The 17,730-nt window shown below is 64.1% G+C and carries 19 protein-coding genes and 1 tRNA gene; 19 read left to right on the forward strand and 1 reads right to left on the reverse strand.

Annotated features, from left to right (window positions below; all coding sequences use genetic code 11):
- Positions 1-69: 69 nt before the first annotated feature.
- The 5 genes from A7D17_RS04735 (at position 70) to A7D17_RS04755 (ending at position 5,594) form a co-directional block, all read left to right on the forward strand.
- Complete coding sequence (locus tag A7D17_RS04735; protein WP_064508048.1) at positions 70-1,008, forward strand: isopenicillin N synthase family dioxygenase; 939 nt, start codon at positions 70-72, stop codon at positions 1,006-1,008.
- Between the two features lie 242 nt (positions 1,009-1,250).
- Entirely contained in the window at positions 1,251-1,934 is a 684-nt protein-coding gene (locus A7D17_RS04740; protein ID WP_064508049.1) for a methylamine utilization protein, read from the forward strand.
- Positions 1,931-4,294 carry a putative bifunctional diguanylate cyclase/phosphodiesterase gene (locus A7D17_RS04745; protein WP_064508050.1) on the forward strand — a complete coding sequence of 788 codons (2,364 nt, stop codon included), beginning with the start codon at positions 1,931-1,933 and terminating at the stop codon, positions 4,292-4,294. Before A7D17_RS04740 ends, A7D17_RS04745 begins: the two co-directional genes overlap by 4 nt.
- Entirely contained in the window at positions 4,294-5,166 is an 873-nt protein-coding gene (locus A7D17_RS04750) for a DUF3034 family protein (RefSeq protein WP_064508051.1), read from the forward strand. The genes A7D17_RS04745 and A7D17_RS04750 overlap by 1 nt, the downstream gene beginning before the upstream one ends.
- A complete protein-coding gene (locus A7D17_RS04755; RefSeq protein WP_064508052.1) occupies positions 5,166-5,594 on the forward strand; it encodes a group I truncated hemoglobin in 429 nt (142 codons plus the stop codon). The genes A7D17_RS04750 and A7D17_RS04755 overlap by 1 nt, the downstream gene beginning before the upstream one ends.
- Positions 5,595-5,673: 79 nt before the next feature.
- On the opposite strand, the gene A7D17_RS04760 is transcribed toward A7D17_RS04755, so the two are convergent.
- On the reverse strand, positions 5,674-6,474 hold the full coding sequence (locus tag A7D17_RS04760) for an SDR family NAD(P)-dependent oxidoreductase (protein ID WP_064508053.1): 801 nt from the start codon (positions 6,472-6,474) through the stop codon (positions 5,674-5,676).
- Between the two features lie 112 nt (positions 6,475-6,586).
- Between A7D17_RS04760 and tpiA the strand changes: the two genes are divergently transcribed.
- From tpiA to nuoK, 14 genes are all read left to right on the forward strand, one after another.
- A complete protein-coding gene (gene tpiA, locus A7D17_RS04765; protein WP_064508054.1) occupies positions 6,587-7,342 on the forward strand; it encodes a triose-phosphate isomerase in 756 nt (251 codons plus the stop codon).
- 33 nt (positions 7,343-7,375) lie between these two features.
- Positions 7,376-7,852, forward strand: a complete 477-nt coding sequence (gene secG, locus A7D17_RS04770; RefSeq protein WP_064508055.1) for a preprotein translocase subunit SecG — start codon at positions 7,376-7,378, stop codon at positions 7,850-7,852.
- Between the two features lie 49 nt (positions 7,853-7,901).
- Positions 7,902-7,986: transfer RNA gene (locus A7D17_RS04775), tRNA-Leu, on the forward strand.
- Between the two features lie 105 nt (positions 7,987-8,091).
- Entirely contained in the window at positions 8,092-8,448 is a 357-nt protein-coding gene (locus A7D17_RS04780; protein ID WP_011037659.1) for an NADH-quinone oxidoreductase subunit A, read from the forward strand.
- The gene (locus A7D17_RS04785) at positions 8,439-8,993 is read left to right on the forward strand and encodes a NuoB/complex I 20 kDa subunit family protein (RefSeq protein WP_010371165.1); all 555 of its coding nucleotides are present in this window, start codon (positions 8,439-8,441) and stop codon (positions 8,991-8,993) included. Before A7D17_RS04780 ends, A7D17_RS04785 begins: the two co-directional genes overlap by 10 nt.
- Before the next feature lie 36 nt (positions 8,994-9,029).
- Positions 9,030-9,782 carry an NADH-quinone oxidoreductase subunit C gene (locus A7D17_RS04790; RefSeq protein WP_064508056.1) on the forward strand — a complete coding sequence of 251 codons (753 nt, stop codon included), beginning with the start codon at positions 9,030-9,032 and terminating at the stop codon, positions 9,780-9,782.
- Entirely contained in the window at positions 9,779-11,086 is a 1,308-nt protein-coding gene (locus A7D17_RS04795; RefSeq protein WP_064508057.1) for an NADH-quinone oxidoreductase subunit D, read from the forward strand. Before A7D17_RS04790 ends, A7D17_RS04795 begins: the two co-directional genes overlap by 4 nt.
- Positions 11,083-11,610: an NADH-quinone oxidoreductase subunit NuoE gene (gene nuoE / locus A7D17_RS04800; protein WP_005991372.1), complete on the forward strand. Its 528-nt coding sequence runs from the start codon at positions 11,083-11,085 to the stop codon at positions 11,608-11,610. Before A7D17_RS04795 ends, nuoE begins: the two co-directional genes overlap by 4 nt.
- 3 nt (positions 11,611-11,613) lie before the next feature.
- Complete coding sequence (gene nuoF, locus A7D17_RS04805) at positions 11,614-12,948, forward strand: NADH-quinone oxidoreductase subunit NuoF (RefSeq protein WP_039563617.1); 1,335 nt, start codon at positions 11,614-11,616, stop codon at positions 12,946-12,948.
- Positions 12,945-15,179 (forward strand): NADH-quinone oxidoreductase subunit NuoG, encoded by a 2,235-nt coding sequence (gene nuoG / locus A7D17_RS04810; protein ID WP_064508058.1) that lies wholly within the window; start codon positions 12,945-12,947, stop codon positions 15,177-15,179. Before nuoF ends, nuoG begins: the two co-directional genes overlap by 4 nt.
- On the forward strand, positions 15,176-16,267 hold the full coding sequence (gene nuoH / locus A7D17_RS04815) for an NADH-quinone oxidoreductase subunit NuoH (RefSeq protein WP_064508059.1): 1,092 nt from the start codon (positions 15,176-15,178) through the stop codon (positions 16,265-16,267). Before nuoG ends, nuoH begins: the two co-directional genes overlap by 4 nt.
- 3 nt (positions 16,268-16,270) lie before the next feature.
- Positions 16,271-16,759: an NADH-quinone oxidoreductase subunit NuoI gene (nuoI, locus tag A7D17_RS04820; RefSeq protein ID WP_039407442.1), complete on the forward strand. Its 489-nt coding sequence runs from the start codon at positions 16,271-16,273 to the stop codon at positions 16,757-16,759.
- Positions 16,760-16,763: 4 nt separating this feature from the next.
- A complete protein-coding gene (locus A7D17_RS04825; protein WP_193395313.1) occupies positions 16,764-17,426 on the forward strand; it encodes an NADH-quinone oxidoreductase subunit J in 663 nt (220 codons plus the stop codon).
- Positions 17,423-17,728, forward strand: a complete 306-nt coding sequence (gene nuoK / locus A7D17_RS04830; protein WP_005914274.1) for an NADH-quinone oxidoreductase subunit NuoK — start codon at positions 17,423-17,425, stop codon at positions 17,726-17,728. The genes A7D17_RS04825 and nuoK overlap by 4 nt, the downstream gene beginning before the upstream one ends.
- Positions 17,729-17,730: the final 2 nt, after the last annotated feature.

Genomic DNA, 17,730 nt, shown 5'->3' on the forward strand with positions numbered 1-17,730 from the left:
ACCTGTTGTATCGCCTGTTGTCCTGAGCGGCAGGCGTTTCCTTTCCCGACTTCCACTGCAGATACCCGTATGAGCGCCCGCATCCCGACCCTGGACATCACCCGTTTCGACAGCGACCGCGACGCCTTTGTCGCCGAGCTTGGTGCGGCCTATCGGCAGTGGGGTTTTGCCGGCATCCGCAATCACGGCATTGCTCAGGCCGATATCGATGCCGCCTACGAGGTGTTCAAGGCGTTCTTCGCCTTGCCCGAAGAGGTGAAGCGCCGCTATCACCTGCCCGGTAGCGGCGGTGCGCGTGGCTACACCGCCTTCGGCGTGGAAACCGCCAAGGATTCCAAGCATTTCGATCTCAAGGAGTTCTGGCATATCGGCCGCGAGATTCCTGACGATTCGCCGTACCGCGAGGTGATGGCGCCGAACCTGTGGCCGGACGAAGTGCCTGGCTTCCGCGAGCGTGGCTACCAGCTGTACCAGCAGCTCGATCAGCTCGGCTCGCGCGTGCTTTCGGCGTTGGCGCTGCATATCGGCCTGCCGCAGGACTATTTCGTCGACAAGACCAACAACGGCAATTCGATCCTGCGCCCGATCCATTACCCGCCGATCACCAGTGACGACATTCCCAACGTGCGGGCCGGTGCGCACGGTGACATCAACTTCATCACCTTGCTGGTCGGTGCCAGTGCCGCCGGGCTGGAAGTGCGCTCCAACGATGGCGAGTGGGTGCCGTTCACCGCAGACGCCGACACCATCGTGGTCAATATCGGCGACATGCTGCAGCGGCTCACCAATCACGTCTACCCGTCCACCATCCACCGCGTGGTCAATCCCCCGGGCGAAGCCGCGCGCAAGCCGCGCTATTCGGTGCCGTTCTTCCTGCACCCCAATCCGGATTTCCTGATCGACGTGCTGCCCTCGTGCATCAGCGTCGACAACCCCAGCCGCTATCCCGAGCCGATCACCGCGCATGGATTCCTGGAAGAGCGCCTGCGCGAGATCAAGCTGAAGTAATCACCGCAGCAGCGGCGCCATGGCGTTTGCGGTGCCACTGCTGCCAGCAGTAGAGGGCGCTGCGATACATTGCCGCGCCCGCAACATAGCCATGACACGGGCCACACTTTCGTTCATAAAATTCTGCTCGTGTCTGGTTAAAGCTTGCGTTCACTCACGCCGATAAATCAGTCTGATCGCTAGCGCGACGTCGGACTCGCCTGGCGCCCGCTGCCGATTGCACGAGGTATTGGCGCATGCGGATGCGGTGGATCAAACAAACAAGTGCGGTAGTGGCGCTTGCCCTCTGTGGCGCGATGGCGCCTGTGGCGGCAACGCCGGTGAACGTGACCGTCACCGATGCCAATGGTGTTCTGGTCGATGCGGTGGTTAGCCTGGAGGTGCCGCGTCCCGCTGCTGCCACGGCCGGCAAGACCGTTGAGATGGATCAGGTCAATTCGCAGTTCGTTCCTGCGGTGCTGGCGATACGCGTCGGGACCGCGGTGCGGTTTCCGAACAACGATCAGATCCGCCATCAGGTCTATTCGTTCTCTCCCGCCAAGCGCTTCGAATTGCCGCTGTTCCAGGGCACCACTGCGGCGCCGGTACGGTTCGATCAAGCCGGTCTGGTGACGGTGGGCTGCAATATCCACGACTGGATGCTGGGCTACATCGTGGTGCTGGATACCCCATATTTCGGCAAGACCGGTAGCGATGGCCGCGTGCAACTCGATGCACCCGCAGGTGCGTACACGCTGCGCGTCTGGCATCCGCGCATCAAGGGCGCAGCGGCCACCGAGCCGCTGCAGGTCGCACGCGATGCGGTGCAGCGCCGCGTCACCCTGCAGACCACGGGCGCAGCCCCGGCGGTGGCGCCGGTGGACGATCGGGTGCGCGCGCTGCAGGACAAGTTCCGCCGCGCCGAGCCCAAGAAGCCGCATCCATGAAAGCGATGCGGCTGCATACGCGCATTGCGGCGTTGCTGGTGCTGGTCGTGCTTGCCACGCAGGCACTGACCTTCATCGCGGTGCAATTGGCAACCGAGCGCAGCGTCAAGGCGCAACTTGGCGAAGAACTGCAGATCGGCGAGCGCGTCTGGCAGCGCATCAACCTGCGCCGCGACGAACAACTGCTGCAGTCGGCGTCGGTGCTGGCAGACGACTTCGGATTTCGCGCCGCGGTGGCCAGTGGCGATGTCCCCACCATGCAATCGGCGCTGCGCAACCATGCGGCGCGCATGTCTGCGCAGACCGCCTTGCTGCTCGCGCCGGACGGGCAATTCCTGACCGGGCTGGCCGACGTGCCGCAGGCCGAACAACTGCGCGCCGTGCAGGCCTTGTTGCAGCAGGCGCAGCGCGACGGGCGCGCCGTCGGCGTGGTCGCGCTGGATCAGCACATCGTGCGGCTGGCGGTGGTGCAGGTGCTGGCGCCCAGCCGCGTGGGCTGGATCGCAATCGGCAACGAATCCGGCGAAGGCCTGGCGCAGGACTTCCGCAGCACGACCGGACTGGATGCCACGTTCTACACCGACGGGTCACCAATCCGCGTCCTGGCATCCACCCTGGAGCCGGCTGCACGCAGCGAATTTGCGCAGCAGTTGCCGGCGGCCGAGCGCACGCAGGTGGCGGCGATTCCGTTGACGCTGGGCCAGTCGCGCTACCTGGTCAAGTTGCAATCGATCCAGGGCGACAGTCATGTGCGGGTGGCGCTGCAGGCATCGCTGGATCGCGCCGTGGCGCCGTACCGCATCCTCAAATTGCGCATCCTGCTGCTTGCCGGCCTGGCGACGGCTGCAGCCCTGGCTGTGGCGCTCTTTCTGGCGCGTGGCGTCAGCAAGCCGGTGGCGCAACTGGTGCAGGCGGCGCGACGCATCCAGCAAGGCGATTACCAGACCGCGGTCGAGGTCCCGCCGGGCCGTGAGCTGGCCGAACTCGCCGATAGCTTCGGGCGCATGCAGCAACAGATTGCAAGCCGCGAGCAGCGCATCCTGCATCAGGCCCGGCACGATGCATTGACCGGTCTGCCCAACCGCCTCTGGCTGCTGGAGCGACTCAAGGACGTGGTGGAACAGACGGTGGCCTCAGGCGGTACGGCGGCGGTGCTGATCCTGGATCTGGAGCGGTTCAAGGAACTCAACGACAGCCTCGGCCACGATTTCGCCGACCAGGTGCTGGTCGAAGTCGGGCAGCGCCTGGCCGATGTGGTGCAGGCGCCCAATCTGGTGGGCCGGCTCGGCAGCGACGAATTCATGGTGGTGGTGGCGCAGGCCGATGCCTCGACCGTGCAGCAGGACGCGCAGCGCCTGCTGCTGCAGCTGCGTCGTCCGCTGGTGTTGCCGCAGGCGCGCATCCAGCTCGAAGCCAGCATCGGCATCGCCTTGATTCCCGAGCATGGCGCCGATCCGGACACCTTGTTGCGCCGCGCCGACATTGCGCGGCGTCAGCTGGGTGACGCCACCACCGTTGGCGCCAGCGTCTACCGCATGGGGCAGGACGAGCAGCATCTGCGGCGGCTGCGACTCACCGGCGATCTGCGTCAGGCCATCGGCGGCAATGAGTTGACCCTGCGCTTCCAGCCCAAGATCTGCCTGCGCAGCGATCAGGTGGAACAGGTCGAGGTGCTGGTGCGTTGGCATCACCCCACGCTGGGCCCGATCGGTCCGGACGAATTCATTCCGCTGGCCGAGCATTCCGGGGTGATCCACCCGCTGACCCGCTTCGTGCTGGACGAGGCGCTGCGCTGTCAGGCGCACTGGCGCACGCAGGGGCTGGAGTTGGGCATGGCGATCAATCTGTCTGCGCTGGATCTCTCCGATCCCGGCCTGCCAGATTACGTGCGCGCGCGCCTGGAGCAGCATGCGGTGCCAGCGAAGACGGTGACCCTGGAGTTGACCGAAAGCGCGTTGATGCGCGATGTCGAATCTGCGCTGCACATGCTGCACCAGTTGCGCAGCGTCGGCGTGCGCCTGTCCATCGACGACTTCGGCACCGGCTATTCCTCGCTGGCCCAACTCAAGCGCATGCCGGTCAACGAATTGAAGATCGACAAGAGCTTCGTCATGCAACTGGCCGAAGGCACCGACGACGCCTTCATCGTGCGCAGTACCATCGATCTTGGACACAACCTCGGTCTGAGCGTGATCGCCGAAGGCGTCGAGAACGCGACCGCACTGGAGCTGCTGCGCGGCTATGGCTGCGACATGGTGCAGGGCTATCTGTACGCGCCGCCGCTGGAACAGGCGCCGCTGGTGGCGTGGTGCATGCGTCAACTCGGCAAGTCTTCGCCAGCGCAAGCAGGAGCGCACTGATGAAATTCAGCATCCGTGGCTCGGTCATCGTTGCGGCGGTCGGTATCGCGCTGATCCCGGCACTGGCCATCGCCGGAGAGGGGCGCCTGCTGGCCACCGGCGGCGTATCGATGATCGAAGGTAGCAGCGGTGGCGGCATCGTGCCGTGGGCGACATTGTCCGGCTACGGCACCCGCGATGAGCTCGGCACCGTGCTGTTCGCCACCCATGTCGACAGCGGCGATTACCGGCTCGATGTACAGGGCGCTGCACTGACCGTCGGCAACCGCCTGGAGCTGTCGCTCGCGCGTCAGCGCCTGGACCTGGGTACCTTGCAGGACCGTCTTGGGCTGCCGTGGAATGCGCTGGGCCAGGATGTGTTCGGCGCCAAGCTGCGCGTGTCCGGCGACCTGGTTTACGGCCGCGGCCCGCAGGTCAGCGTGGGCGTGCAGTACAAGCGTCTGCGCGATGGCACCCTGCCACTGGCGATTGGTGCCCGCGACGATCACGGTACCGACGTCTACGTCAGTGCCAGCCGCTTGCTGCTGCAAGGCGCTGGCGGCTACCAGTTACTGCTCAACGGCACGCTGCGTGCGACGCGCGCCAACCAGACCGGTCTGCTCGGCTTTGGCGGCGATCGTCGCGACAGTTACCGCCTGGTTGCCGAAGCCAGTACCGCCATCGTGCTCTCGCCGTCGTGGGCGGTCGGGGTGGAGTATCGCGACAAGCCGGACAACCTGGGCTTTGCGCGCGAACAGGCCTGGGCGGACGGTTTCGTGGCCTGGTTTCCCAACAAGCATGTCTCGCTCACCGCAGCCTGGGCCGATCTGGGCGAGATTGCCACGTTGACCGATCAGCGCGGCCCCTATCTCTCCCTGCAGGTGGCGTTCTGATGAATCGATGGCTGCGTGGTTGCCTGATGTGCATGCTGTGCCTGCTCGGCGCCTGCGCCACCACGCGCACGCAACCGACGTTGTACGACGAGCTTGGCGGGCAGGCCGGCATCGAGGCCCTGGTGGAGACCATGTTGTCGCGCATCGCCGACGATCAGCGCATCGTCGACAAGTTTGCCCGCGTCAACATCGTCATGCTCAACGCGCGTCTGGTGCAAAAGTTCTGTCACGTCGCCGACGGTCCGTGTCCGGATACCGCCAAGTCGATGCAGCAGGCGCACCAGCATCTGGCCATCCGCGAAGGTGACTTCAACGCCCTGGTGGAAGATCTGAACTGGGCGATGGACCAGCAAAAGATCCCGCGCCGCACCCAGAACCGCCTGTTGGCGCGGCTGGCCGCCATGCACGGGGAGATCGTCAATCACTGAGCTGTGCCTTTCGCCGCAGGCGGATGCATCGCGGCCTTGGTGCCTGCACGGCAGCGCTGGACCGCGAGCCATGGCCGGCTCAGTCCAACGGCCGTACCCGATGCGAGCCGCGCGCCATCAGGCGCAAGGCCAGCGCGTGCGGCAACACGCGCTGGGCAGCATTGACCAGGCGATAGCGCCAGCCCGGGACCGCCAGCACCTGCCCGCGCTCCAGTGCGGCAATGCCGTACTCGGCCACCGCATCGGCCTGTAGCCAGGCCCAGTGGGGCAGGGTGGACATCGCCTCGCGGGTACCGGTGACGTCGTGGAACTCCGACCACGCAAAGCCCGGGCACAGCGCGCAGACCTTGACCCGGCAGTCGGCATTTTCCAGCGCCAGCGATTCGCTGAAGCGCAGCAGGAAGCTCTTGCTGGCCGCATAGAGCGTCTGCCCATCGGCACTGGGCGTGAGCGCGGCGAACGAGGCCACGTTGAGAATGCGTCCCTGGCCGCTGGCGCGAATCATCGGCAGCAACCGCCAGGTGAGTTCGCACACCGTGCCGATCATCACCTGCAGAAAGCGCGCATGCGTGGCCCAGTCGTTTTGCAGATACCGGCCCGGTACGCCGTAGCCGGCATTGTTGACCAGGGTGCCCACCGTCCAGCCCGCGCGCTGGATCTGCGCAACCAGCATCTGCGCCGCGTCCGGGTCGGCCAGGTCGGCCGGCAGGACTTCCACCCGCACCTGCGTACCTAGTTCGGCGGCCAACGCCTGCAGCCGGTCCACCCGTCGTGCGGTCAGGATCAACGGGATGCCCCGCCTGGCATACGCCCGTGCGATCTCGCGGCCGATGCCGCTGGAGGCGCCGGTGATCAGGGCGAAGACAGGCGAATCGGACATGGCGGGTTCCTGTTGAGGGAGGCATAGGACAGTTGCAGGACACAAGTGTGCCGGTTGCCGACAGGGCATGGGCTATTCTGTCGCCCGTCTTCAACTCAGGAACCTGCGCCTGATGCGTCGTAAAATCGTTGCTGGAAACTGGAAGCTGCATGGCAGCCGCTCCTTCGCCACCGACCTGGTGGCCAAGGTCGCCGCGCACATGCCCCTGGAGGGTGTCGATGTCGTCATCCTGCCGCCACTGCCTTACCTCGGTGACCTGATCGAGGATTTCGAGGCCAACCATCTGTTGTTTGGAGCCCAGGACGTCAGCAGTAACGAGAAGGGCGCCTACACCGGCGAGGTCTCGGCCACGATGCTGGTGGATGTCGGTGCCGAGTACGGCCTGGTCGGCCATTCCGAGCGCCGCCAGTACCACCAGGAGAGTAGCGAGCTGGTAGCGCGCAAGTTTGCCGCCGCCATCCATGCCGGATTGATCCCGGTGCTGTGTGTGGGTGAATCGCTGGAACAGCGTGAAGCCGGTCAGACTGAGGCAATCCTACGTGCCCAGCTCGAGCCGGTGATTGCCCTGGTCGGTAGCCAAGGCTTCGAACGGGCCGTGCTGGCGTACGAGCCGATCTGGGCGATCGGCACCGGGCGGACCGCCAGTCCCGCCCAGGCCCAGGCTGTGCACGCCTTCCTGCGTGGCGAAGTCGCGAAGACGGATGCTAGAATCGCCGATTCCCTGCCCATCCTGTACGGGGGCAGTGTCAAGCCCGACAATGCCAGCGAGCTGTTCGCACAGCCCGATGTCGATGGCGGGCTTGTCGGAGGCGCCTCCTTGGTGGCCGAAGATTTCCTGGCCATCGCGCGTGCGGCGGCCGCTCGTTAACCCATTAAGTTTTGTCCGGGGACGGATTTCGAAATGCTGATGTTGATCCTCAATGTGGTCTACGTGCTGGTTGCGCTGGCGATGATTGCGCTGATCCTGATGCAGCGCGGTGCCGGTGCTGCGGCCGGGTCCGGTTTCGGCGCGGGTGCGTCGGGCACTGTGTTCGGGTCGCAGGGTGCGTCGAACTTCCTGTCCAAGTCGACCAAGTGGCTGGCCGTGGTGTTCTTCAGCATCAGCCTGTTCATGGCCTGGTACGCCACCCATGGCGCCCGTCCCACCGACCAGAACCTGGGTGTGATGTCGCAGGCGGCAACCCCAGCACCGGCCGCCGCTGCTGGTGAGCTGGCCCAGCCGCTGCCGCAGGCGCCCGCCAGCGGTGCAGTGCCGACCGCTCCGTCGCAGCCCGCGCCTGCCGCGGCACCGGCCGTAACGCCGGCGCAGCCCGCGGCCACGCAGCCGGCGCCTGCGGCAAGCGAAGAAAACGCTTCAGAACCAGCACAAAAACGCTGAAGCCGGTTACAATACGCTGCGCACTGGGATGCCCAGCGGCGCAACGTATGCCCAGGTGGCGGAATTGGTAGACGCACTACCTTGAGGTGGTAGCGACTTAGGTCGTAGGGGTTCGAGTCCCCTCTTGGGCACCATTGTTTGGCTGCAGTTCCTGCGCATTGCGGTTTGCCGCGCGCGGGGCCTGCCTATACCCCATGCCGGCACGCGGCGCGTGCGGGCAGAGGCAAGAGAGAATCGCTGTGCTGGCCGAATATTTGCCGAGTCTGCTGTTTCTGGTTGTCGCCACTGGCATCGGCATCGTGTTGATGCTGATTGGCCGGTTCCTCGCTCCGCGCAGCCCGGACGCGCGCAAGCTCTCGCCGTACGAGTGTGGCTTCGAGGCATTCGAAGACGCGCGCATGAAGTTCGATGTGCGCTACTACCTCATCGCGATCCAGTTCATCGTGTTCGACCTGGAAATCATCTTCATCGTGCCGTGGACGCAGGTGTTCATGGAGATCGGCGCACGTTCGCTGGTCACCATGGGCCTGTTCGTCGGCATGTTGTTCCTCGGCTTTATCTACGTGTGGAAGAAGGGAGCGCTGGAATGGGAGTGATTCAGACCCTGGATCGTCTGATGACCAACCCGATGCCGGAAGGCCGGGTGGAAGACATCCTGCGCCCGGAAGGCGAAAACCCGCTGCTGGAAAAGGGCTATGTGACCACCAGCGTCGACGCGCTGCTCAACTGGGCGCGCACCGGCTCGATGTGGCCGATGACCTTTGGTCTGGCCTGCTGCGCCGTCGAGATGATGCACGCAGGCGCCTCGCGCCTGGATCTGGACCGTTACGGCGTGGTGTTCCGCCCATCGCCGCGCCAGTCCGACGTGATGATCGTGGCCGGCACGCTGGTCAACAAGATGGCCCCGGCGCTGCGCAAGGTCTACGACCAGATGCCGGATCCGAAGTGGGTCATCTCGATGGGCAGCTGCGCCAACGGCGGCGGCTACTATCACTATTCGTATTCGGTGGTGCGCGGTTGCGATCGCATCGTGCCGGTGGACATCTATGTCCCGGGCTGCCCGCCGACCGCCGAGGCGCTGGTCTACGGCATCCTGCAGCTGCAGAAGAAGATCTGGCGAACCCAGACAATCGCACGCTGACACCCGTCTTCTCCTACCGAGAGCAGCCAAGCCCCCATGGCAGAGCAAGCATCTTCCTTCACTGACCGACTTGCGGCACGTTTCGCTGGTGCGCAGATCGCCGTGGCCCTGCCGCGCGGCGAAGTGACGCTGGAAGTCGCCGCCGCCGATTGGCACGCTACCTGTCTTGCGCTGCGCGACGAGTTCGGTTTCGAACAGCTCAGCGACCTGTGCGGCGTCGACTACCTGGGTTATGGCAGCGCCGAATGGGACACCGCCGATGTGTCCTCACAGGGCTTCAGTCGCGGCGTCGAGGGCAAGGCACTGGGTCGCTTTGCCTGGGGCGAATTCCCCAGCCAGGAAAGCTCCGAGGGCGCCCATCCGCAGCACATGCCCAAGCAGCGCTTTGCGGTGGTCGCGCAGCTGATGTCCTACCAGCACAACCAGCGTCTGCGCGTGCGTTGCTACGCACCGGACGAACAGGTGCCGGTGGTGGCGTCGGTGACCGACATCTGGCCGGGCGTGAACTGGTTCGAACGCGAAGCGTTCGACCTGTTCGGCATCGTGTTCGATGGCCACCCGGACCTGCGCCGTATCCTGACCGACTATGGATTCGTCGGCCATCCGTTCCGCAAGGATTTCCCGCTGATCGGCAACGTCGAAGTGCGCTACGACGAAGAGCGCAAGCGTGTGGTGTACGAGCCGGTGACATCGGTCGAGCCGCGCGTCGGCGTGCCGCGTGTGATTCGCGACGACGCCCGTTATGAGACTGCCGCCGGTGAAGTGGGCAAGTCGGAGACTGCCAAGTGAGTGAGTTCCGCCAGGCAACCGATGCCTTCGCGAGCAATCCTGTCGAAAGCAAGCAGGAAATCCGCAATTACACGATGAACTTCGGCCCGCAGCATCCTGCGGCGCACGGCGTGTTGCGCCTGATCCTGGAAATGGACGGCGAAACCGTGGTGCGTGCCGATCCGCATATCGGCCTGCTGCACCGTGGCACCGAGAAGCTGGCCGAGTCCAAGCCGTTCAATCAGTCGGTGCCGTACATGGACCGTCTGGACTACGTGTCGATGATGTGCAACGAGCACGCCTATGTGCGCGCGATCGAATCCCTGATGGGAATCGAGGCGCCCGAGCGTGCGCAGTACATCCGCACCATGTTCGACGAGATCACCCGCATCAAGAACCACCTGATGTGGGTCGGTTCCAACGCACTCGATCTGGGCGCGATGGCGGTGATGCTGTACGCATTCCGTGAGCGCGAAGAATTGATGGACGTGTACGAGGCGGTCAGCGGCGCGCGCATGCACGCGGCCTACTACCGCCCGGGTGGCGTCTACCGCGATCTGCCCGATCGCATGCCGCAATACAAGGAATCGCGCTGGCACAAGGGCGGGGCGCTGAAGAAGCGCAACGCCGGTCGCGAAGGCAGCATGCTGGACTTCCTGGAGGAGTTCACCAATACCTTCCCGTCGCGTGTGGACGAATACGAAACCCTGCTGACCGATAACCGCATCTGGAAGCAGCGCACCGTGGATGTGGGCATCATCAGCCCGGATCTGGCGCGTGCCTGGGGCATGACCGGGCCGATGCTGCGTGGTTCGGGCATCGAGTGGGATCTGCGCAAGAAGCAGCCCTACGCCAAGTACGATGCAGTGGAGTTCGATATCCCGGTCGGCACCAACGGCGACTGCTACGACCGCTATCTGGTGCGCGTGGCAGAGATGCGCGAATCCAACCGCATCATCAAGCAGTGCGTGAAGTGGCTCAAGGCCAACCCCGGCCCGGTCATGGTGCCCAATTTCAAGGTCGCTCCGCCCAGCCGCGAAGGCATGAAGGACGACATGGAAGCGCTGATCCATCACTTCAAGCTGTTCAGTGAAGGCTACTGCGTGCCGGCCGGCGAAACCTATAGCGCGGTCGAAGCGCCCAAGGGCGAGTTCGGTTGCTACCTGATGTCCGATGGCGCCAACAAGCCGTTCCGCGTGCATCTGCGCGCGCCGGGCTTCGCGCATCTGTCGTCGATGGACGCGGTGGTGCGTGGCTATTTGCTGGCCGACGTCGTGGCGATGATCGGTACTTACGATTTGGTTTTCGGTGAGGTTGACCGATGAAGGCGACGGGTAATTTCGAAGCGGCGCGCGACGTCGATCCGCAGGTGGTGCTGAGCGACAAGACGCGCGCGCACATCGATCATTGGCTGGCCAAGTTTCCGCCCGATCGCAAGCGTTCGGCGGTGCTGCAGGGCCTGCATGCGGCGCAGGAGCAGAACCAGGGCTGGCTGACCGATGAGCTGATCGTCGGCGTGGCCAAGTATCTGGAGCTGCCGCCGGTGTGGGCCTATGAGGTCGCCAGCTTCTACTCGATGTTCGAGACCGAAAAGGTCGGCCGCCACAACGTGGCGTTCTGCACCAATATCAGCTGCTGGCTCAACGGCGCCGAAGATCTGCTGGCGCACGCGGAAAAGAAACTGGGTTGCAAGCTGGGGCAGTCGACGGCCGATGGCCGCGTCTACCTTAAGCGCGAAGAAGAGTGCCTGGCGGCCTGCTCGGCGGCGCCGATGATGGTCATCAATGGCCACTATCACGAGCACCTGACGAAAGAGAAGGTCGACGCGCTGCTGGACGGGCTGGAATAAGACATGGCACATCATCACGCACCTACAGGTCCGGTCGGTCCGGCGCCGTTGCCGCATCAGGTGGTCTATACGACCCTGCATTACGACACGCCGTGGTCCTACGAGAGCTATCTCAAGACCGGTGGCTACGCCGCGTTGCGCAAGATCCTCGAAGAGAAGATCGCGCCGGCCGACGTCATCGAGATGGTCAAGGCATCGAACCTGCGCGGCCGCGGTGGCGCAGGCTTCCCGACCGGTCTGAAGTGGTCGTTCATGCCCAAGGGCAACATGCAGAAGTACATCCTGTGCAATTCGGACGAATCCGAGCCGGGAACCTGCAAGGACCGCGACATCCTGCGTTACAACCCGCATTCGGTGGTGGAGGGCATGGCGATTGCCTGCTACGCCACCGGCTCGACCGTGGGCTACAACTACCTGCGCGGCGAGTTCCACCACGAACCGTTCGAGAACTTCGAACTGGCGCTGGCCGATGCCTATGCCAACGGCTGGCTGGGCAAGAACATCCTCGGCAGCGGCGTGGATATCGATATCTACGGTGCGCTGGGTGCCGGCGCCTACATCTGCGGCGAAGAAACCGCGTTGATGGAATCGCTGGAAGGCAAGAAGGGCCAGCCGCGCTACAAGCCGCCGTTCCCGGCCAACTTCGGCCTGTACGGCAAGCCGACCACCATCAACAACACCGAGACCTATGCGTCGGTGCCGGCGATCATTCGCAACGGCCCGGAGTGGTTTCTCGGGCTGAGCAAGACCAAGAACGGCGGCCCGAAGATCTTCTCGGTGTCCGGCTGCGTGCAGAAGGGCGGCAACTTCGAAGTGCCGCTCGGCACCACCTTCGACGAACTGCTGGAGATGGCCGGTGGCCTGCGTCCGGGCCGCAAGCTCAAGGGCGTGGTGCCTGGCGGCGTGTCGATGCCGGTGCTCAAGGCCGACCAGGTGGCCGGTCTGCAGATGGACTACGACACCTTGCGTGCGCTGGGTACCGGTCTGGGATCGGGCGCCATCGTGGTGCTGGACGACAGCGTGTGCTGCGTGCGTTTTGCCTGCCGCATCTCGCAGTTCTTCCACAAGGAATCCTGCGGCCAGTGCACCCCGTGCCGCGAAGGTACCGGCTGGATGCACCGCGTGCTGGAGCGCATCGTCGCCGGCAAGGCGACCATGGAAGACCTGCACCAGTTGCGGACCGTGGCCGGCCAGATCGAAGGGCACACCATCTGCGCGTTCGGTGAAGCGGCGGCGTGGCCGATTCAAGGCTTCCTGCGCCAGTTCTGGGACGAATTCGAGTACTACATCGTCAACGGTCGTTCGATCGTCGACACGCAAGTCGGAGTGGCCGCATGAGCGCCCAACCAGTGAACCCGAACGTGCCGCCGGATCATGTCACCGTCGAAATCGACGGGCAGAGCCTGGTGGTGCCGAAGGGCTCGATGATCATCCAGGCCGCCGACAAGGCCGGCATCCCGATCCCGCGTTTCTGCTATCACGAGAAGCTGCCGATCGCCGCCAACTGCCGCATGTGCCTGGTGGACGTCGAAAAGTCGCCCAAGCCGTCGCCGGCCTGTGCAACACCGGTGATGGATGGCATGAAGGTCACCACGCGTAGCGAAAAGGCGCTGAAGTACCAGCGCAGCGTGATGGAATTTTTGCTGATCAATCACCCGCTGGATTGCCCGATCTGCGATCAGGGTGGCGAATGCGAGCTGCAGGACGTGTCGCTGGGTTATGGCCGTTCGGTCAGCCGCTTCAACGAGCGCAAGCGCGTGGTGCCGGACGAGGACATCGGTCCGCTGGTCGCCACCGAAATGACCCGCTGCATCCAGTGCACCCGTTGCGTGCGCTTCACTGCAGACATCGCCGGTACTTACGAGTTGGGTGGCATGTATCGCGGTGAAAACCTGCAGATCGGCACCTACGACGGCAAGCCGCTGACTACCGAGATTTCCGGCAACGTCATCGACGTGTGTCCGGTGGGCGCGTTGACCAACAAGGTGTTCCAGTTCCGCGCACGTCCGTGGGAATTGATGGCGCGCGAGTCGTTGGGTTACCACGATGCGATGGGCTCGAACCTGTTCCTGCATGTGCGTCGCGGCGAAGTGCTGCGCACCGTGCCGCGCGAGAACGAGGCGGTCAACGAGTGCTGGCTGTCCGATCGCGACCGTTACTCGCATCAGGGTCTTTACTCCGAAGACCGTGCGGTCAAGCCGCTGAAGAAGATCAACGGCGAGTGGACCGAAGTGAGCTGGACCGAAGGTCTGGCCGCTGCGACCCAGATCCTGCGCGACAACGCTGGCGATCAGCTTGGCGTCCTGGTGCATCCGTCCACGTCCAACGAGGAGGGTGCGCTGCTGGCACGTCTGGCCGAAGGTCTGGGTAGCGGCAATCTGGACCACCGTCTGCTCAATCGCGATTTCTCCGACGCTGCGGTGGCCGAGCCATTTGCAACGCCGCTGGCCGAGATCGAACAGGCCGATGTGGTGGTGCTGTTCGGCACCAACGTGCGGCACGAGCTGCCGTTGCTGCATGCGCGTCTGCGCAAGGCGCACATCCAGAACCGCACGCAGATCCATTCGGTCAATCCGGTCGATTTCGATTTCGCTTTCACGCAGGCCAGCCGAACCGTGGTCGCACCGTCGCAGCTGGCTGCTGCGCTCGATGACGCCACCTTGCGTGATGCCGTCAAGGATGCGACACGTGCGGTGATCGTGGTCGGCGCGTTGGCCGAAAATCATCCGCAGGCGGCGGCGCTGCGTGCAGCTGCACGTGATTTCGCTACTGCGACCGGCGCCTCGCTGTGCCGTATCCCGCAGGGTGCCAACGCGGTGGGCCTGGTGTCGCAAGGCGTGCTGCCGACCGCACGCGATGTGGCCGGCATGCTGGCGCAGCCGCGTCAGGCCTATGTGTTGTACGGCATCGAGCCGGGTCTGGATTTTGCCGACGCCGCCGCTGCGCGCAGCGCGCTTGCCGGTGCCAAGGTGGTTGCATTCAGCCAGTTCGCCTGCGCTTCGACGCGCGATGTGGCCGATGTGATCCTGCCGATCGGCGCACTGCCGGAAATCGACGCCTCGCTGACTAATCTCGATGGTCGCGTGCAGACGGCGCGTGCCGCAGGCCGCCTGCCGGTCGAAGCGCGCGAAGGTTGGCGTGTGCTGCGTGCGCTGGGTGGCGAGCTGGGTCTGGCTGGTTTCGAGTTCATCGATCTGGTCGGCCTGCGTGCAGGCATGCAGAACCGCAATGTGCGCCCGATGGCTTCGGCCCAGCCGCAGGCGACCAACGACGGGCTGGAGGTTGCGGCAACCGCTGCGATCTACCGCACCGATGCGGTAGTGCGTCGCGCCGCTGCGTTGCAGTCGCATCCGCTCAACGTCGCGCCGTGCGTGGCGATGCATCCGGAGCAGGCTGCACAGCTGCAGGTTGGCGCAGGCCAGGTGGTCAAGGTCGGCACCGACGCCGGTAAGGCGACGTTGCCGGTGGTGCTGGACAAGCGCGTTGCACCGGGCACGGTGTGGATCGAATCCGGCCATGGCGCGACCGCGCCGCTTGGCGCCGGTCGCGTAACGGTGGTGGCTGCATGAACGAATTGCTGTTGAACGTGGTCGATCCCCTGCACCAGTGGTTCCTCGGACTGGGCGATGGCGGCATCGTGCTATGGACCGTGTTGAAGATCCTGTTGATCGCCGTGCCGGTGATTATCTCGGTGGCCTTCTACGTGGTCTGGGAGCGCAAGCTGATCGGCTGGATGCACGTGCGTCACGGGCCCATGTACGTGGGCATGGGCATCTTTCAGGCCTTCGCCGACGTGTTCAAGCTCCTGTTCAAGGAGATCCTGCAGCCGAGCAGTTCGCACAAGGCGATGTTCATCATCGCGCCGCTGTTGACGTTGGCTCCGGCGTTCGCGGCGTGGTCGGTGGTGCCTTTCGATGCGCAGCTGGTGCTGTCCAACGCCAACGTCGGTCTGCTGTATCTGCTGGCGATGACCTCGCTGGGCGTGTACGGCATCATCCTCGCCGGCTGGGCGTCCAACTCCAAGTATGCGTTCCTGGGTGCGATGCGCTCGGCCGCACAGGTGGTCAGCTACGAAATCGCGATGGGCTTTGCGTTGGTCGGCGTGATGATCGCTTCCGGCAGCGTCAACCTCAGCCAGATCGTGTTTGCGCAAGCGGGTAACTCCGGCTTCTTCGACTGGTTCCTGATTCCGCTGTTCCCGTTGTTCATCGTGTACTGGGTCTCCGGCGTTGCCGAAACCAACCGCGCGCCGTTCGACGTGGTGGAAGGCGAATCGGAAATCGTCGCCGGCCACATGGTGGAATACTCGGGCGGTGCATTCGCGCTGTTCTTCCTGGCCGAATACGCCAACATGATCCTGGTCAGCTTCCTGATCTCGATCTTCTTCCTCGGTGGCTGGCTGAGCCCGATCCAGGGCTGGGTCAACGCGGATATCTCGCCGTGGATCGACTGGCTGTGGAAGGGCGGTTGGCCGTGGCTGTTGATGAAGGTGTTCTTCTTCGCCAGCGCCTACATCTGGTTCCGTGCCAGCTTCCCGCGCTACCGCTACGACCAGATCATGCGTCTGGGCTGGAAGGTGTTCATTCCGCTCACGATCGTGTGGATCGCAGTGACGGCATTGATGGTGTTTTACGGCGTGATCCAGAAGGGCGTGTAATTGATGAACAAGATCACCCATTACTTCAAGAGCTTGCTCCTGCTCGAACTGCTCGGAGGCTTGTGGCTGACGTTGAAATACACGTTCAAGCCCAAGTACACCGTGCTGTATCCGATGGAGAAGTTTCCGCAGTCGCCGCGTTTCCGTGGCCTGCATGCGCTGCGTCGCTATCCCAATGGCGAAGAGCGCTGCATCGCCTGCAAGCTGTGCGAAGCGGTCTGCCCGGCATTGGCGATCACCATCGACTCGGCCAAGCGCGAGGATGGATCGCGCCGCACCACGCGCTACGACATCGACTTGTTCAAGTGCATCTTCTGCGGCTTTTGCGAAGAAAGCTGCCCGGTGGACTCGATCGTCGAGACGCACATCCTCGAGTACCACTTCGAGAAGCGTGGCGAGAACATTGTCAACAAGCCGCAGCTGCTGGCGATCGGAGACCGGCTAGAGGCCGAGATCGCCGAGCGTCGCGCTGCCGATGCCGCCTTCCGTTGAGGTCATGATGGACTGGGTCTCTCTTGCGTTTTACGCCTTCTCCGCCATCGCGGTGGTGTCCGCCGGTGCGGTGATCAGCGTGCGTAACCCGGTATATGCCGTGTTGTGCCTGATCCTCACCTTCTTCTCGATGGCCTGCATCTGGCTGCTGGTCGGTGCCGAGTTCCTCGGCGTCACTCTGGTGCTGGTCTACGTCGGCGCGGTGATGGTGCTGTTCCTATTCGTGGTGATGATGCTGGACATCGACACCAGCCGGCTGCGCGAGGGCTGGGTCAAGTACATGCCGCTGGGCGTCATCGTTGCGGTGGCGATGCTGGCGCAGATGGTCACCTTGATCGGGGTCAAGTCGCGCACTGCCACGCCGTTCCCGGTCGACAATGCGGCAGCCCAGGCCGCCGACAGCTCGAACCTGACCTGGCTGGCCAAGAGCCTGTACACCGAGTTCCTGCTGCCGTTCGAATTTGCCGCGGTGATTCTGACCGTGGCCGTGGTCGCCGCAGTCATGCTGACCCTGCGCAAGCGCACCGGCATCAAGCTGCAGAACGCCGGCGAGCAGTCGCGGGTCAAGGCGGGTGATCGTCTGCGGATGGTCAAAATGGCGGTTGAAAAGCCGGTACAGGTTGCGCCGCAGGTCGACGCGGCCAGCGGACAGGAGGCGAAGTCTTGATTACCTTGGGCCACCTGCTTGGACTGGGCGCGGTGCTGTTCTGCATCTCCCTGGCCGGCATCTTCCTCAACCGCAAGAACGTCATCGTATTGCTGATGTCGATCGAGTTGATGCTGCTGTCGGTCAACGTCAACTTCATCGCGTTCTCGCGCGAGCTCGGCGACACCGCTGGTCAGTTGTTCGTGTTCTTCATCCTGACCGTTGCCGCCGCGGAGGCCGCCATCGGTCTTGCGATCCTGGTGACTCTGTTCCGTACGCGCCGCACGATCAATGTGGCCGAAGTCGACACGTTGAAGGGCTGACC

The sequence above is a fragment of the Xanthomonas floridensis genome (assembly GCF_001642575.1).
Lineage (GTDB): Bacteria > Pseudomonadota > Gammaproteobacteria > Xanthomonadales > Xanthomonadaceae > Xanthomonas > Xanthomonas floridensis.

Bases quoted from the DNA above. Each gene is read 5' to 3' on its own strand.
- A7D17_RS04735 (WP_064508048.1), top strand. From the start codon at position 70: ATGAGCGCCCGCATCCCGACCCTGGACATCACCCGTTTCGACAGCGAC.
- A7D17_RS04740 (WP_064508049.1), top strand. From the start codon at position 1,251: ATGCGGTGGATCAAACAAACAAGTGCGGTAGTGGCGCTTGCCCTCTGT.
- A7D17_RS04745 (WP_064508050.1), top strand. From the start codon at position 1,931: ATGAAAGCGATGCGGCTGCATACGCGCATTGCGGCGTTGCTGGTGCTG.
- A7D17_RS04750 (WP_064508051.1), top strand. From the start codon at position 4,294: ATGAAATTCAGCATCCGTGGCTCGGTCATCGTTGCGGCGGTCGGTATC.
- A7D17_RS04755 (WP_064508052.1), top strand. From the start codon at position 5,166: ATGAATCGATGGCTGCGTGGTTGCCTGATGTGCATGCTGTGCCTGCTC.
- A7D17_RS04760 (WP_064508053.1), bottom strand. From the start codon at position 6,474: ATGTCCGATTCGCCTGTCTTCGCCCTGATCACCGGCGCCTCCAGCGGC.
- tpiA (WP_064508054.1), top strand. From the start codon at position 6,587: ATGCGTCGTAAAATCGTTGCTGGAAACTGGAAGCTGCATGGCAGCCGC.
- secG (WP_064508055.1), top strand. From the start codon at position 7,376: ATGCTGATGTTGATCCTCAATGTGGTCTACGTGCTGGTTGCGCTGGCG.
- A7D17_RS04785 (WP_010371165.1), top strand. From the start codon at position 8,439: ATGGGAGTGATTCAGACCCTGGATCGTCTGATGACCAACCCGATGCCG.
- A7D17_RS04790 (WP_064508056.1), top strand. From the start codon at position 9,030: ATGGCAGAGCAAGCATCTTCCTTCACTGACCGACTTGCGGCACGTTTC.
- nuoE (WP_005991372.1), top strand. From the start codon at position 11,083: ATGAAGGCGACGGGTAATTTCGAAGCGGCGCGCGACGTCGATCCGCAG.
- nuoF (WP_039563617.1), top strand. From the start codon at position 11,614: ATGGCACATCATCACGCACCTACAGGTCCGGTCGGTCCGGCGCCGTTG.
- nuoG (WP_064508058.1), top strand. From the start codon at position 12,945: ATGAGCGCCCAACCAGTGAACCCGAACGTGCCGCCGGATCATGTCACC.
- nuoH (WP_064508059.1), top strand. From the start codon at position 15,176: ATGAACGAATTGCTGTTGAACGTGGTCGATCCCCTGCACCAGTGGTTC.
- nuoI (WP_039407442.1), top strand. From the start codon at position 16,271: ATGAACAAGATCACCCATTACTTCAAGAGCTTGCTCCTGCTCGAACTG.
- A7D17_RS04825 (WP_193395313.1), top strand. From the start codon at position 16,764: ATGATGGACTGGGTCTCTCTTGCGTTTTACGCCTTCTCCGCCATCGCG.